Origin of the sequence: Glycomyces sp. NPDC047010 (assembly GCF_040644205.1) — a bacterium.
In the GTDB taxonomy this organism is placed as follows: domain Bacteria; phylum Actinomycetota; class Actinomycetes; order Mycobacteriales; family Micromonosporaceae; genus Glycomyces.
Genome location: NZ_JBEYVY010000008.1, coordinates 221,798 through 235,902, shown reverse-complemented (window position 1 = coordinate 235,902; position 14,105 = coordinate 221,798). Strand labels below are relative to the sequence as shown.

At 71.7% G+C, this 14,105-nt stretch carries 12 protein-coding genes and 1 pseudogene; 7 read left to right on the top strand and 6 right to left on the bottom strand.

What is annotated here, in order from left to right; genetic code table 11:
• Nucleotides 1-53: 53 nt before the first annotated feature.
• Nucleotides 54-1,250: a hypothetical protein gene (locus AB0A65_RS18170; RefSeq protein WP_359952525.1), complete on the top strand. Its 1,197-nt coding sequence runs from the start codon at nt 54-56 to the stop codon at nt 1,248-1,250.
• 56 nt (nt 1,251-1,306) lie between these two features.
• Here AB0A65_RS18170 and AB0A65_RS18165 read toward each other — a convergent pair whose 3' ends face one another.
• The 4 genes from AB0A65_RS18165 to AB0A65_RS18150 all read right to left on the bottom strand — a co-directional run bounded on the left by AB0A65_RS18165 (nt 1,307) and on the right by AB0A65_RS18150 (nt 6,030).
• On the bottom strand, nt 1,307-2,329 hold the full coding sequence (locus tag AB0A65_RS18165) for a 2-oxoacid:ferredoxin oxidoreductase subunit beta (RefSeq protein WP_359952523.1): 1,023 nt from the start codon (nt 2,327-2,329) through the stop codon (nt 1,307-1,309).
• Nucleotides 2,322-4,178, bottom strand: coding sequence for a 2-oxoacid:acceptor oxidoreductase subunit alpha (locus AB0A65_RS18160; RefSeq protein ID WP_359952522.1), 1,857 nt, complete (start codon nt 4,176-4,178; stop codon nt 2,322-2,324). The genes AB0A65_RS18165 and AB0A65_RS18160 overlap by 8 nt, the downstream gene beginning before the upstream one ends.
• A 329-nt stretch (nt 4,179-4,507) precedes the next feature.
• Nucleotides 4,508-5,413 carry a hypothetical protein gene (locus AB0A65_RS18155; protein WP_359952520.1) on the bottom strand — a complete coding sequence of 302 codons (906 nt, stop codon included), beginning with the start codon at nt 5,411-5,413 and terminating at the stop codon, nt 4,508-4,510.
• On the bottom strand, nt 5,410-6,030 hold the full coding sequence (locus tag AB0A65_RS18150) for a SigE family RNA polymerase sigma factor (RefSeq protein WP_359952518.1): 621 nt from the start codon (nt 6,028-6,030) through the stop codon (nt 5,410-5,412). The genes AB0A65_RS18155 and AB0A65_RS18150 overlap by 4 nt, the downstream gene beginning before the upstream one ends.
• A gap of 442 nt (nt 6,031-6,472) precedes the next feature.
• On the opposite strand from AB0A65_RS18150, the gene AB0A65_RS18145 reads away from it, so the two are divergent.
• From AB0A65_RS18145 to AB0A65_RS18125, 5 genes and pseudogenes are all read left to right on the top strand, one after another.
• Entirely contained in the window at nt 6,473-6,841 is a 369-nt protein-coding gene (locus AB0A65_RS18145) for an NADH-quinone oxidoreductase subunit A (protein WP_359952516.1), read from the top strand.
• Nucleotides 6,842-6,879: 38 nt separating this feature from the next.
• Nucleotides 6,880-7,308 (top strand): annotated as a pseudogene (locus tag AB0A65_RS18140) (NADH-quinone oxidoreductase subunit B family protein); the annotation flags it as partial.
• Nucleotides 7,309-7,355: 47 nt separating this feature from the next.
• Nucleotides 7,356-7,895 carry an NADH-quinone oxidoreductase subunit C gene (locus AB0A65_RS18135; protein ID WP_359952514.1) on the top strand — a complete coding sequence of 180 codons (540 nt, stop codon included), beginning with the start codon at nt 7,356-7,358 and terminating at the stop codon, nt 7,893-7,895.
• Nucleotides 7,885-8,838, top strand: a complete 954-nt coding sequence (locus AB0A65_RS18130; protein WP_359952512.1) for a complex I subunit 1 family protein — start codon at nt 7,885-7,887, stop codon at nt 8,836-8,838. Before AB0A65_RS18135 ends, AB0A65_RS18130 begins: the two co-directional genes overlap by 11 nt.
• A gap of 92 nt (nt 8,839-8,930) precedes the next feature.
• Complete coding sequence (locus AB0A65_RS18125; RefSeq protein WP_359952511.1) at nt 8,931-10,925, top strand: transglycosylase domain-containing protein; 1,995 nt, start codon at nt 8,931-8,933, stop codon at nt 10,923-10,925.
• A gap of 57 nt (nt 10,926-10,982) precedes the next feature.
• Here the strand turns inward: AB0A65_RS18125 and AB0A65_RS18120 are convergent, their stop codons facing one another.
• Both AB0A65_RS18120 and AB0A65_RS18115 read right to left on the bottom strand, forming a co-directional pair.
• Complete coding sequence (locus tag AB0A65_RS18120) at nt 10,983-11,288, bottom strand: zinc ribbon domain-containing protein (RefSeq protein ID WP_359952509.1); 306 nt, start codon at nt 11,286-11,288, stop codon at nt 10,983-10,985.
• A 97-nt stretch (nt 11,289-11,385) separates the two neighbouring features.
• Complete coding sequence (locus AB0A65_RS18115; protein WP_359952507.1) at nt 11,386-11,931, bottom strand: 5-formyltetrahydrofolate cyclo-ligase; 546 nt, start codon at nt 11,929-11,931, stop codon at nt 11,386-11,388.
• A 159-nt stretch (nt 11,932-12,090) separates the two neighbouring features.
• Between AB0A65_RS18115 and AB0A65_RS18110 the strand changes: the two genes are divergently transcribed.
• A complete protein-coding gene (locus AB0A65_RS18110; RefSeq protein ID WP_359952505.1) occupies nt 12,091-14,040 on the top strand; it encodes a diguanylate cyclase in 1,950 nt (649 codons plus the stop codon).
• Nucleotides 14,041-14,105: the final 65 nt, after the last annotated feature.

Sequence of the window (14,105 nt, the reverse complement as noted above, 5' to 3'; positions counted from 1 at the left end):
CGCGCGTACTGAGGGGAATCGCACCCACGACTCCCCACGAGAGGACGCGACTGATGCAACCGAGGACGCGGACCGCCGGAGCGCTCTGCGCCGCCCTTGCCCTGTCCGCCGCGGCCGCCTGCTCCGGCGGCGCCGACCCGGCCGACGGGCCCGAGGGCGCGGGCGAGGAGTTCGACGAGGACCGCCTCGTCACCATGGTCAACGAGAGCGCCCGGCTCCTCTACGAGCTGGAGGGCGCCGAGAACCGGATCATCCGCAACTGCCTGGAGGACGCGGGCTTCACCGTCCACGACGAGTTCTGGTTCACCACCTACGAACCGGACGAGCAGGAGGCCCTGTTCGGCGCCGAGGACTGGGGCTCCTGGCTCCCCTCCTCCGAGGAGGCCGCGCTCTACGGCCTCGGGAACTGGGCGTTCTCCGCCGAGGGCGCCGACGACCCCGAGTACGCGGCCTACCGCGAGTACAAGGGCTACCTCGACGACGACGCCGCCGCGCTGGCCGAAGGCGGCGGGGGCGCGAACCTCCCCGACAACAGCGCGTTCGAGGCGCTCGACCCGCAGGAGCAGTACGACTGGCACGTCGCGTTCTACGGCGAGGCGATCGCGATCGAGGAGAACGGGTACCTCATCGGCGAGGACCACACGCAGAGCGACGACGCCGACGAGGACCTGGACTTCGGCGACGACTTCGACTACGTGCAGCCCGAACCGGGCGGGTGCCAGCGCGAGATGATCGACGCGCTCTACGGGGACCTGCGGCTCGTGGAGGACCCCGAGGGCCAGGCGTACCGGACCGCGAACTGGGCCTGGCGGCCGGACAACCCGATGGACGACGCGGCCTCGATCGACGCCGCGGGCATCGCGTACGACGAGGCGATGGTCCCGGCCCGGACCGCGCTCATCGACTGCCTCGAAGGCAAGGGCCGCGCGGGGTGGGAGTTCGACGAGGAGGGGTCGCTCCCGCTGACCGACTACTTCTACGAGCTGTACGACGGTGAAGTCGACGTCCACGACCACCCGGACCTGCCCGACGACGCGCCCTCGGATTACGAGGGCAAGAAGGAGTTCGAGATCGCGTTCGCCGTGGACCTCGCCGCGTGTGGCGACGAGACCGGCTACCGCGAGACCGCGACGCAGGAGTGGGCCGACTCCCAGAACGACCACTACCTGTCGATCGAGACCGCGGTCTACGCCTGGCAGGACGAGGTGCGCGGCATCCTGGAGGCCGCGCAGACGGCCATCGAGGGCTGAGACGCCGAACGGCCGGGCCCCGCGGGGCCCGGCCGTTCGACTCGTCTTGCAGCGCTTTACAGCACGGTCCAGGTGTCCCCGCCGTGCAGGAGCCGGTCGAGGGCCTCCTTGCGGTCGACGCCGGCCGCGGCCTCGTCGACCTGGGTGCGCACGCCCTTGTCGTACGTGGGCCGCTTGACGGAGCGGAACACGCCGATCGGGGTGTGGTCCAAGGCGATGCCGGAGAGGCGCGAGAGCGCGAACGCGTACGCGGGGTCCTCCACGTCGGCCTTGTGGACCACGACCTCGGACTCGTCGACCTCGGAGGCGTCCTTGACCTGGAGCCCGTACCCGGACTGGACGACGGCCTTGTCGCCGAAGCGGATCGGCTCGCCGTCCTTGAGGCGGATGATCGCCTCGTCGCGGGTCTCGGGGTTCTTCAGGACCTCGAACGCGTTGTCGTTGAAGATCGGGCAGTTCTGGTAGATCTCCACGAACGCCGAGCCCTCGTGCTCGGCGGCGGCGCGGAGCACCTCGTGCAGGTGCGCGCGGTCCGAGTCCAGGGTCCGGGCCACGAACGTGGCCTCGGAGCCCAGTGCCAGCGACAGCGGGTTGAACGGCGCGTCGACCGAGCCCATGGGGCTCGACTTGGTGAGCTTGCCCGGCTCGGACGTGGGGGAGTACTGGCCCTTGGTGAGGCCGTAGATCCGGTTGTTGAACAGGAGGATCTTCAGGTTCACGTTGCGGCGCAGCGCGTGGATGAGGTGGTTGCCGCCGATCGACAGCGCGTCGCCGTCGCCGGTGACGACCCACACCGACAGGTCGGGGCGGGAGACCGCCAGGCCCGTGGCGATGGCCGGGGCGCGGCCGTGGATCGAGTGGATCCCGTACGTGTTCAGGTAGTATGGGAACCGCGAGGAGCAGCCGATGCCGGAGACGAACGCGATGTTCTCGCGTTCGAGGCCCAGCTCGGGCAGGAACGACTGGACCGCGGCCAGGATGGCGTAGTCGCCGCACCCGGGGCACCAGCGCACCTCCTGGGTCGACTTGAAGTCCTTGGCCTTCAGCTTGGGGGCGTCCAGCTTCACCGCGTCAGCCATTCTTGATGACCTCCTCCAGGGCGTCAGTCAGTTCGTTGGAGGTGAACGGCAGGCCGCGCACCTTGTTGTAGCCGACCACCTCGGTGCCGGGGAAGTTGCCGCGCAGCAGCAGCGCGAGCTGCCCGAGGTTCATCTCGGGGACCACGACCTTGTCGTACTGCTCCAGTACGCGGGCCGTGTTGCGCGGCATCGGGTTCAGGTAGCGCAGGTGCGCGCGGGCGATCGAGGCGCCCTTCTCGCGCAGGGCCCGCACGGCCGCGCCGATCGGGCCCCAGGTGGAGCCCCAGCCCAGCACGAGCACGTTCGCGTCGCCCTGGGGGTCGTCGACCTCCAGGTCCGGGACCTCGACGCCGGCGATCTTCGCGGCGCGGGTGCGGACCATGTGGTCGTGGTTGATCGGGTCGTAGGAGATGTCGCCGGTGCCGTCGGCCTTCTCGATGCCGCCGATGCGGTGCTGGAGGCCCGGGGTGCCGGGGACGGCCCACGGTCGCGCGAGCGTCACCGGGTCGCGCTGGAACGGCAGGAAGATCTCCTCGCCCTTGGCGTCCACGGCGTTCGGCTCGGTCGCGAACTCCACGGACAGGTCCGGGAGGTCGGCGAGCTCGGGCAGCTTCCACGGCTCGGCGCCGTTGGCGATGTACCCGTCGGAGAGGACCATGACGGGCGTCCGGTAGGTCAGCGCGATCCGCGCCGCCTCCAGCATGATGTCGAAGCAGTCCGAGGGCGACTGCGGCGCGAGGACCGCGATCGGGGCCTCGCCGTGGCGGCCGAACATGGCCATCACGAGGTCGGCCTGCTCGGTCTTGGTCGGCATGCCCGTGGACGGCCCGGCGCGCTGCACGTCGACGACGACGAGCGGCAGCTCCAGCGACACGGCGAGCGAGATCGTCTCGGACTTGAGCGCGATGCCGGGGCCCGAGGAGGTGGTGACGCCGAGCGCCCCGCCCCACGAGGCGCCCAGGGCCGCGCCCACGGCCGCGATCTCGTCCTCGGCCTGGACCGTGGTCACGCCGAACCGCTTGTGCTTCGACAGCTCGTGGAGGATGTCGCTGGCGGGGGTGATCGGGTACGCGCCCAGGAACACCGGCAGGCCCGACGCCACGCCGGAGGCGGTGATGCCCCACGCGAGCGCGGTGTTCCCGGTGATGTTCCGGTAGGTCCCGGCGGCGAGCTTCGCCGGCGGGATCTCGAACCTGACGGCGAACGCCTCGGCGGTCTCGCCGTAGTTCCACCCGGCCCGGAGCGCGGCGATGTTCGCCTCGGCGATCACGGGCTTGGCCTTGAACTTGCCGCGGAGGAAGTCCTCGGTGGCCTCGGTGGGCCGCGAGTACATCCACGACACCAGGCCCAGCGCGAACATGTTCTTGGACCGCTCGGCGTCCTTCTTCGAGACCTCGTGCTCGGCGAGCGCGCCGATCGTGAGGGTCGCGAGGGCCACCGGGTACACCTGGTAGTCGTCGAGCGAGCCGTCTTCGAGCGGGTTGTCGTCGTACCCGACCTTGGTGAGGTTCCGCTTGGTGAACTCGTCGGTGTTCACGACGATGGTGCCGCCGGGCTTGAGGTCGCGGATGTTGGCCTTGAGCGCGGCCGGGTTCATCGCGATGAGCACCTCGGGCTGGTCGCCCGGGGTGAGGATGTCGGTGTCCGCGAAGTGGATCTGGAAGCTCGACACGCCCGGGAGGGTCCCGGCGGGGGCCCGGATCTCGGCGGGGTAGTTCGGGAGGGTCGACAGGTCGTTGCCGAGCTTGGCGGTCTCCGCCGTGAAGCGGTCACCGGTGAGCTGCATCCCGTCGCCGGAGTCCCCTGCGAAGCGGATGACGACCCGGTCGAGCTGCCGGACGGTGTTCACCTAGTTCTCCTCTTGCTGGGGCGCGCAGGGACTGCGGCTTCGGTCCCGGCGGAGTCGGGCCCCGCCGCTTCAACGGCGGGTCCCCGCCAAGTCTTACTTGCGATGCTACGCGGGCGCGCGGCGGCGGTGCCAACCCCGCGCGGCGGGCGCGATGTAGGCGACACCACTCGGTGCGATACCTCTCACGGTATGGGAACGACGGCCGGTTTCAGTGACCTGGACCTCTCGTTTCGGCTGTCCGGAGCGGTATCCCATTCTCAGAGGGCCGTCCCGGATGCTGGGCGCGCGCGACACGCGGAGGTGGTGAGGGCGGCTCGTGCGAGGGCCCGTCAGGACCCGCCCGCGCCCGTCGTCCCGGACGTCGCGCCGTCGCTCGTCGGCGTCTCGGAGGGGGTCGAGGACGTGGCGCTCGCGGAGTCGGTCGGCTCGGCGCTGGCGCCCTCGTCGACCGGTGCGAACACCAGCTCCTCGGGGTCCCACGCGAACGACAGCGTCCACGGCGCGTCGAGTTCGTCCACGCCCGCCACCGTGACGACCCCGGTCTCGGCCGTGGTCACGGTCTCGGGGACGTCCGGGTCGGCGCCGGGCTGCCACACCCAGCCGAAGGACGCCAGCACGGGCGCGCCCTCGTCCTCGGCGGCGGCGAACGCCGCGACGCCGGTCCGCTCGCCGCAGGTGAGCGCCAGGAGGGTGTCCTTCTCGCCGTCCAGGTCCACGTCGCCTTCGGCGGCGAACGCGATGCTCCAGCCGGTGTCCCCGGTGATCTCCCAGGACTCGAAGTCCGCGTCCTGGAGGCCCGGGGCGCACTCCTCGGCCCAGTCGCCGGTGAACGGCCCCTGGATGAGCAGCGCCTCGATGTCGTCGGCGGGCGGGGACGGCGCGAACGTGGTCGCCTCGCCGTCGTCGATCCCGCCGCTCGCGGGGCCGCCCGGGGACGCCGAGGGGTCGTGGTCCGACTCGGAGTTCGACACGGGCCCGTCCACGGACCCGGTCGGGTCCGGTTCGCCCTTGAGCGGACCGAGGGTCTGTGCGACGGCGAAGCCGCCCGCGGTGACCGCGGTGCACGCGCCGACGACCGCGGCGAGCGACACGAGGCGCCGGCGCCGCAGGGCGGCCGGTCCGCGCATGAGGAGGTCGTCGACCGGCGGGGGCGGGAACTGCGCGGCGGACTCCGCCTTGAGGCTCCGGAACGCCGCCGCGACCGTCTCGTGGTCGCGATCGAAATCGGAACTCATGAGCGGTCCTCCTTCACGGAAGATCGGCGGGCGGCGGGGCGGGGCACCCGGGCGCCGCGGCGGATGCGGATCGGCATGGTGTCGGGGTCGGCCGCGGCCTCGGTCTTGAGGGCACTGGTCCGGATGGCCGTCGTGTCGTCGTTCCGGTCCGCGAGGAGCGCGGCCAGCTCCTTGCGCCCGCGGTGCAGCCAGGACTTGACGGTGCCCTCGCGGGCCCCGGTCTCCTCGGCGATCGCACTGATCGTCATGTCCGCCATGTAGTGCATGACGAGGGCCTGGCGGCGCTTGTGCGGGACCTGCTTGAGCGCGGCGACGAGCGCGACGTGGTCGGGGCTCGCGGCGGGCGCGGGCTCGGGGGCCTGCGACTTCTGGAGGAACTTGCGCGCCACCTGGTTGCGGCGGTGGCGGCTGGTGGCGAGGTTCCACGCGACGCGGCGCACCCACGCGACCGGCTCCTCGTACCCGCCGACCTTGTCCCAGCGCTGCCACGCCCGAAGGAACGCCTCCTGGACGAGGTCCTGGGCCTCGGTGGCGTCCCCGAGGTAGGCGCACACCTGTGCTGCGAGCTCCGAGAAGTGGCTCTCGTAGAGGTCGGTGAACTCCGCCTCCGTTCGCACATCCGCTCCTGCGCAGGTAGGGGAAACAAGGGCATTCAACGGGCCCTGATGCTCGTGCCCGGCGGCAACCATTGTCGCTTTCGCGCAGTCGGGGACACGAGGGGGGGTCGCCATGTCGACAATACTGTCAGCGACGGTTCCACGGTGTCCCCGGCGGCCGTCCGGCGCCCACTCGCCGACGACCTCGGCGAACTCGGCGTCCAGGGCCGCGGCGTCGACCGGGCGGATCGTCGGTGCGCTGGCAGCGGTCACGGGCCGTGACCCCCTTCCGAAGTGTCAGCTTGCGTTCGCGGGTGTACAGCATCAACACGTGTGTGAGTGCCGCTCGGTTGCGGCGTGCGCAGGGGAGATCCGCGTCAACCGCTCGCCGTCCGCGCGCTTCTGCGGCGATTCCACCCTGCACGGGTATCGCCGGACCCCTTCGCGGCATTAGGGTGTCGATATGGACACCTCCCGCCTGGGCGAGTACGCCGTCTTCGGCGTCCTGCTGCTGGCCGGCTTCGCGTTCGTGGCCGCCGCCATGGCGGCCAACGCGGTCCTGCGCCCGAGCGCCCCCTCCAAGGCCAAAGGGTCCACGTACGAGTGCGGTGTGGACCCGGTCGGGAAGGACTGGGCGCAGGTCCAGATCCGCTACTACGTCTACGCGTTCCTGTTCGTGCTCTTCGCGGTCGAGGCCGTGTTCCTGTTCCCGTGGGCCGCGGTCTTCCGCGCCTTCGGGGCCGCGGCGGCCGTCGAGATGGGCGTGTTCGTCGGCGTCCTCGCCCTCGGCCTCGCGTACGCCTGGCGCAAGGGGGTCCTGCGGTGGCGGTGAAGCTCCCGTTCCCGTCCAGGCCCGGTGAGAGTGCGGGCATCGTCGGCGAGCCGATCCGGTTCGTCCTCAACTGGGGCCGCCGCTATTCCCTGTGGGTCTTCAACTTCGGCCTCGCGTGCTGCGCCATCGAGTTCATCGCCGCGTCGATGAGCCGCCACGACTTCATGCGCCTCGGCGTCATCCCCTTCGCGCACTCGCCGCGCCAGGCGGACCTCATGGTCGTCTCCGGCACCGTCACCGACAAGATGGCCCCCGCGATCAAGCGCCTCTACGACCAGATGCCCGAACCGAAGTACGTCATCTCCTTCGGCGCCTGCTCGAACTCCGGCGGCCCCTACTGGGACTCCTACTGCGTCACCAAGGGCGTCGACCAGATCATCCCCGTGGACGTGTACATCCCCGGCTGCCCGCCCCGCCCCGAAGCGCTCCTGCACGGCATCGGCGAGCTCCAGAAGCAGATCGCCGCCGCCCCGCTCCGCAAACCCAGCCTGCGGCCGCTGCTGCGGAGGCCCGAATGACCTGGGACGAGCGGGTCCGCGAGGCCCTCGGCGTCGCGGAGACGACCGCGGACGGCGCCCGCGCCGTCGCCGACGTCCCGCCCGCGACCTGGCACGAGTCGGTCCGCACCTGCCGCGACGTCCTCGGCTGCGACTTCTTCGACTGGCTCTCCGCCGTGGACGAAGGCGACGAGGGCCTCCGCCTCGTCGCCCACCTCTGGTCCATCGCCGAGAAGCGCGGCGTCCTCCTGCGCGCCATGCTCACCGGACCGTCCGCCCCCACCGTCACCGACCTCTACCCGGGCGCCGACTGGCACGAGCGCGAGACCCGCGAGATGTTCGGCCTCGACTTCCCCGGCCACCCCAACCCGGCCCCGCTGCTCCTCGCCCCCGAGTTCGAGGGCCACCCGCTGCGCAAGGACTTCGTGCTCGCCTCCCGCGTCGTCAAGCCCTGGCCCGGCGCCAAGGAACCCGGCGAGGGGCACGGCACGGTCCGCAAGCGCGCGCCCAAGCGCCCGCCGGGCGTCCCCGAGGACTGGATGCAGGATGGCGCTTGAGATCGCGGTGAAAGTCGTCGCGGTCCTCGCCGCGTTCCTGGTCCTCCCGCTCGTGGTCGGCCAGACCGAGCACAAGCTCATGGCGCACATGCAGGGCCGCCTCGGGCCCATGCACGCCGGGCGCTTCCACGGCTGGGCCCAGCTCATCGCCGACGGCGTCAAGTTCGCGCAGAAGGAGGACCTCGTCCCCGACGCCGCCGACAAGCCGGTCTTCAAGCTCGCGCCCGCCGTCGCCCTCCTGCCCTACCTCCTGGTCATCCTGTTCATCCCGCTCGGCCCCGGCGACCTCGTCGGCTCCTCGCTCGACATGGGGCTCTTCGTGGTCGTCGCGCTCGTCGGCGTCGGCGTCCTCGCGGTGCTCATGGCCGGCTGGTCCTCCGCGAACAAGTACACGCTCGTGGGCGCGCTCCGCGGCGCCGCGCAGCTCATGGCCTACGAGCTCCCGCTGGTCCTCGCGGCCGCCTCCGTCGCCGTCGCCGCGGGCACCCTCAGCCTCCCCGCGATCGTGGACGCCTGGAACCCGTGGTGGCTCCTGTGGCAGGCCCCCGCGGCGCTCGTGTTCTTCACGGCCGGGCTCGCCGAGATCCGCCGCCCCCCGTTCGACGCGCCCGTCGCCGACTCCGAACTCGTCTTCGGCTACCTCACCGAGTACGCCGGGCTCCGCTTCGCGCTGCTGCTCCTCGCCGAGTACGTCGGCATCGTCGTCATCTCCGCGCTCACCACCGTCCTGTTCCTCGGCGGCTGGAAGGGCCCCGGCCCCGACTCGCTCGGCTGGCTCTGGACGCTCCTGAAGACCGGCGCGCTGGCGGCCGTCGTCATCTGGCTCCGCGTCGCCTGGCCGCGCCTGCGCGTCGACCAGATCCAGGCCCTGTGCTGGAAGGGCCTCGTCCCGATCGCCCTGGCGCAGCTGGTCCTCACCACCGCCGTCGCCCTCGCGATCTGAGGCCGCTTCCTCACCCTTCGTACTGTTTTGCGGTCCCGGGCAACCCCGACCCCTCCGGCGCATGTCTACCCGGTATGGCTGGTCGACACATCTTGCGCCGTACCCGCGCAGCGAAACCCAGGCGCCGGGGGCGCCGCCGCCTCATCGCCCTCGGGCTGGTCCTGGCGGTCCTCACCGGGGCCGCCGTGGTCGTCGGGTCGGTGTTCTACGCGAGCGTGGACCTCCCCGAGGACCTCGACGCGGCCCTGAGCCAGGGCTCCACCGTCTACTACTCCGACGGCACCACCGTCATGGGCGAGCTCGCCGCCGAGCGCCGCACCTCCGTGGGCCTCGACGACATCGCCGACGACGTCCAGTGGGCGCTCATCGCCGCCGAGGACGCCGGGTTCTACGACCACCCCGGCGTCGACTTCAAGGGCGTCATGCGCGCGCTCGTCAACAACGCGACCGGCGGCGACCGCCAGGGCGCGTCCACGCTCACGCAGCAGTACGTCGGCATGGTCGCCGACATCCGCGGCGACGGCTCGTACCTCCGCAAGGCCCGCGAGGCGGCCATGGCGATGAAGATGGAGGAGGCGTACTCGAAGGACGAGATCCTCAACCACTACCTCAACATCGTCTACTTCGGACGCGGCGCGTACGGGGTGGAGGCCGGCGCCCAGGCGTTCTTCGGCCAGTCCGCCGCCGACCTCTCCACCTCGCAGGCCGCGCTCCTGGTCGCCCAGATCAAGTCCCCGGACGGCCCCTACGACCCGCGCGACCCCTACGGCCAGGGCGGCAGCGTCGAAGAAGCGACGGAGCGCTGGAACTACGTGCTCGACCAGATGGTCGCGATCGGCGAGCTCGACCAGGTCAAGCGCGACGCCCTCACCGGGCTCCCCGAGACCCTCGACCCCACCGACGACCCCGAGGGCCTGGGCCCGGAGGGCTTCGTCACCAACGGGTTCGTGCTCCGCGAGCTCGCCGCCGCCGGGATCACGACCGACGAGGTCATGCGCGGCGGCCTCGCCATCACCACCACGCTCGACGCCGAACTCCAGTCGGTCCTCCTGGACCGCACCGGCATCCGCGACGTCGCCGCCGACGACGAGGCCCTCGCGGCCGCGGCGGCCGCCGTCGAGCCCGGCACCGGAGCGGTCCTCGCGTACTACGGCGGCGAGAACGGCGCGGGCCTCGACCTCGCCGAGGACGTGGGCCACCTCCCGGGCACCGCGTTCAACGCCGTCACCGCCGCGGCCGCGATCGACGCCGGGTTCGACCCGTACGCCGAAGTCCTCGACGGCTCCTCGCCGCAGCGGTTCGCGACCTACACCGACGAGGACGGGAACCCGAAGGACCTCCTCAACACCGGCGGCCAGTCCGTCCCGCAGACCAGCATCGTCGGCTCGGTGCTCCGCAAGCTCGACACGCCCGTGTACGGCCTCGCCGAGAACATCGGCGGCGACACGGTCGCCGCGGCCGCCGAAGCCCTCGGCATCAGTCGCTTCTGGGACCCCCACGACCTCGACGACAACGGCGTCGCCGCCGAGACCGCGCCCGACGCCGGCCCCTTCCAGCCCGACATCGGCATCGGCGCCTACCCGGTCACCGTCCTCGACATGGCCTCGGTCTACGCGACGATCGCCTCCGGCGGCACCGCCGCCGAGCCCTACTTCGTGGAGGAGGCCAGCGGCGCCGACGGCACCGAGTACGAGGCCGAACCGCAGACCGCCGACAGCGGCCTGAGCCAGACCGCCCTCGGCGCGGTCCAGGGACCGCTCCTCGACTACGCCTGGGAGAACTTCGACCAGGAGACCGGCTACGAGGTCGGCTCGAACGCCTCCCCGACCTGGCACGTCGGCTCCTCGAACGGCCTCTCCCTCGCGGTCTGGGCCGGGGACGAGACGAAGGAGGGCGACGGCAGCTCCCCGCAGGGCACCCTCGCCGAGCACATCTGGTGGGCGGCCATGAGCGACCGCCCCGACGACTACTACTACCCGCGCGCCGACCGGCCGGGGGAGAGAGGCGCCGCAAACACCGACCCGAGCGCCGAGATCGAAGCGAAGCAGGAGGAAGAGGCCGACGCGGAGTCCCCGACCCAGGACTGAACGCACCGGTGCCCGGCCACTAGAAGCGACCGGGCACCGGTGGAACGTTCTTGAGACCTACGCGGCCTTGGCGGAGTCGGACTTCGCCGCGGGCTTGGACTCGGCCTTCTTCTCGGGCTTCGCCTCGCCCTTCTTGGCGCCGTTCTTCGACCCGTTCGAGCTCAGCGACGACGAGTCCGTCGACCGCGAGTCGGTGCGGTAGAAGCCGCTGCCCTTGAAGGTGACGCCCACGTTCCCGAAGACCTTGCGCAGTGCGCCCTCGGCCGCGCAGTTCGGGCAGTCCGTCAACCGCGCTTCGGAGAACGACTGGTGCTGGTCGAACTCGTAACCGCACTCCTTGCAGCGGTATTCGTAGACAGGCACGCCCAACCTCCAGGACTTGACACGGGACCCGACCGACATTAGCAGTCAACGCCCGCACCGGCGAAATCCATCCTGTGCAGGCGTGAGGCGTCAGCCACTACCGCAGTGACACGAATCCCTTCACCGGCGTCACCACGCCCGTGACCGGCCGGTCGTGCGGCTCGGCCGGGACCTGAACCCCGAACTCGCCCTCGCGCAGCAGCGCCACCACCGGCACGTCCGGCCCGACCCGGGCCAGCGCCCGGTCGTACGAGCCGCCGCCGCGCCCCAGTCGCGTCCCGCCAGGTGAGACGGCCAGGCCCGGGACGATCACGGCCGCGGCGTCCTCGATCTGCCCCTCCTCCCGCGCCGTCCCCTCGCCGCCGGCGTACTCCCAGGCGAGGTCCCGGTCCGGCAGCAGCACGGGCAGCATCACCCGGTAGACGACCGCGAGCCGCTCGGGCAGCTCGGGTTCGAGCGTGCAGCCCGGCTCCGCGCCGAACGGCCGGTACGCGGCGACCACCGCCCCCTCGTCCACTGCTTCGATGAGGAAGTCCCGCAACGCCTTCCACGTCGCCACGTCGGCGGCCGCGCGGGCCTCCCCGGGCATGGCCTTGCGCGCTCCGAGGAGCGCGCGGCGCGCCAGCTGCTTGCTCTCATGCATGCGAATTCCCTCCGTCGGCATATGTCACCTGGAAGGATTCCCCTGAACAGGCGATCACACTCGTCCTTTCAGCCAGAGTGATGGAAAACCGGATGCCTTGTCGTGTCCGGTCAGTAGCTCTAGGTAGTCTTCTAAGGGAGTGAACTTGAGGGGGCTTCGGTGTCGCTGCGCTCACGGCTCACCACGGCGTTCCTCGTGGTGGTGCTCGGCCCGGTCCTGGTGGGGGCCGTCTTCGTCGCTGCCGTCATGTCCCACCTGGCGGACTCCCGCGGGGAGGCGCTGGCGAGCTCGGCGGTGACGTCCGTCGACTCCACCCTCGGCACGATCTGCGAGCGCATCCAGGCGTCGGCCGCGGTCGTGGCCCTGAGCCACAGTAGCGGCGGCAACGACGACGCGCTCGAAATGGCCCAGCTCGTGGTCGACCGCAAAGTGGTCGACGGCGTGGTCTTCACCGGCCTCCAGAACGCCGACTCCACCACCGGCCCCGACATCGGCTCGCCCGCGCCCGAGGGCGCCTGGGTCGACTGCGGCGAGGCCGCCGCCTACGCCGGTTCCGGCCCCATCGTGGCCCTCGGCGCCCAGGCCGAAGTGAAGAACGCCGACGGCACCACGGCCGTGTTCAGCGCCTTCCGCGTCGTGGACCAGGAGTTCCTCGGCCGCATCGCGCGCGTCGCCGACGCCGACCTGGTCCTCCTCGACGGCCGCGCCGAGCCGATGCGCGCCGGGGAGGTCGACGCGGGCCGCTGGGACGCCACCGACTCGTTCCTGCCGCTGAACATCGGCACGGTCGCCACCAGCGTCACCCCCATGTACTGGACCCTCGCCGCGATGGTCGCCGCCTCGGGCCTGTGCGCGGTCGGCCTGGCCGCGTGGCTCGCCCGGTCCACGACCCGACCGCTCCACGAGCTCGCCGACGCCGCCGAGCGCGTCTCCGAAGGCGACCTGAACGTCCGCGTGCCCGTCCACGGCCGCGACGAGGTCGCCCACCTCGCGCTCGCGTTCAACCGCATGACCGCGCAGACCCAGTCGTACGTGAACGCCCTGACCGCCTCCCGCGACCAGATGCGCGGCCAGCTCGGCCGCCTCGGCCAGACCCTCACCGCGACCCTCGACCTCGACCGCATCCTGGAGGTCATCCTCGACACCGCCATGGTCACCGCGGGCGCCGAGGCCGGGGTCGTCATGCTCGTGGACGTGGACGACGCCGACCAGCTGCGCCAGAGGGCGGGCGAAGGGGACCTCGGCATCGAGCAGCCCGCGACGATCCGCCTCGGCGAGGGCATCGTCGGGTCCATCGCCGCCTCCGGCGAGCCCGCGCACGGGCGCATCGCCGACGGCTTCTTCGAGGGCCGCCGCCGCGCCGACACCGAACCGGACGCCCGCTCGATCGTGGCCGTGCCCTTCGAGGGCCGCGCGCCCGCCGAGTCCGACGACCCGGGCGCCCCGCGCACCGAGTCCGGGGTCCTCGGCGTCCTCGTCCTCTACAACCGGATCGCCGGGGACGACTTCGAGCCCGGGGACGTCGACACGCTCCGCACCTTCGCCGGGCAGGCGTCCGTGGCCGTCGAGAACGTGCTCCTGCACCGCCAGGCCCAGCGCCTGAGCCTCACCGACCCGCTCACGGGCCTGTGGAACTACCGGTTCATGCAGACCTCGCTGCGCCGCGAGGCCGAGCGCTCCCGCCGCTACCAGCGGCCCTCCGCGCTGCTCGCGATCGACCTCGACCGGTTCAAGTCCGTGAACGACACGTACGGGCACCCCGTCGGCGACCAGGTCCTCACGGAGCTCGCGCGCCGCATCACCGGCCAGATCCGCGAAGTGGACCTGGCGTTCCGCCACGGCGGCGAGGAGTTCATGGTCCTGCTGCCCGAGACCGACGCGACCGGGGCGACCGCCGTCGCCGAGCGCCTGGGACGCTCCGTCGCCGCCCGGCCGTTCAAGGTGAACGACGCCTCGGGCGGGCGCGAACTGCGCGTCACCGTCTCCATAGGCGTGGCCGTCCTCGGCGAGCACGCCGACACCGCCAGCGAGGTCCTCGCGGCCGCCGACGAGGCCCTCTACGCCGCGAAAGCCGCAGGACGCGACACCTGGCGGGTGGCTTCGGTCTGAGGTCCGTTCACCGTCTGTTCTCCAGGGTGGCCGGGACCTGACGGAGCGTGCCCACGATACCCTCG

Excerpts from the sequence above, each read along its gene's own strand:
- AB0A65_RS18145 (WP_359952516.1), top strand. The coding sequence starts at position 6,473 with ATGGACACCTCCCGCCTGGGCGAGTACGCCGTCTTCGGCGTCCTGCTG.
- AB0A65_RS18165 (WP_359952523.1), bottom strand. The coding sequence starts at position 2,329 with ATGGCTGACGCGGTGAAGCTGGACGCCCCCAAGCTGAAGGCCAAGGAC.
- AB0A65_RS18170 (WP_359952525.1), top strand. The coding sequence starts at position 54 with ATGCAACCGAGGACGCGGACCGCCGGAGCGCTCTGCGCCGCCCTTGCC.
- AB0A65_RS18135 (WP_359952514.1), top strand. The coding sequence starts at position 7,356 with ATGACCTGGGACGAGCGGGTCCGCGAGGCCCTCGGCGTCGCGGAGACG.
- AB0A65_RS18130 (WP_359952512.1), top strand. The coding sequence starts at position 7,885 with ATGGCGCTTGAGATCGCGGTGAAAGTCGTCGCGGTCCTCGCCGCGTTC.
- AB0A65_RS18115 (WP_359952507.1), bottom strand. The coding sequence starts at position 11,931 with ATGCATGAGAGCAAGCAGCTGGCGCGCCGCGCGCTCCTCGGAGCGCGC.
- AB0A65_RS18155 (WP_359952520.1), bottom strand. The coding sequence starts at position 5,413 with ATGAGTTCCGATTTCGATCGCGACCACGAGACGGTCGCGGCGGCGTTC.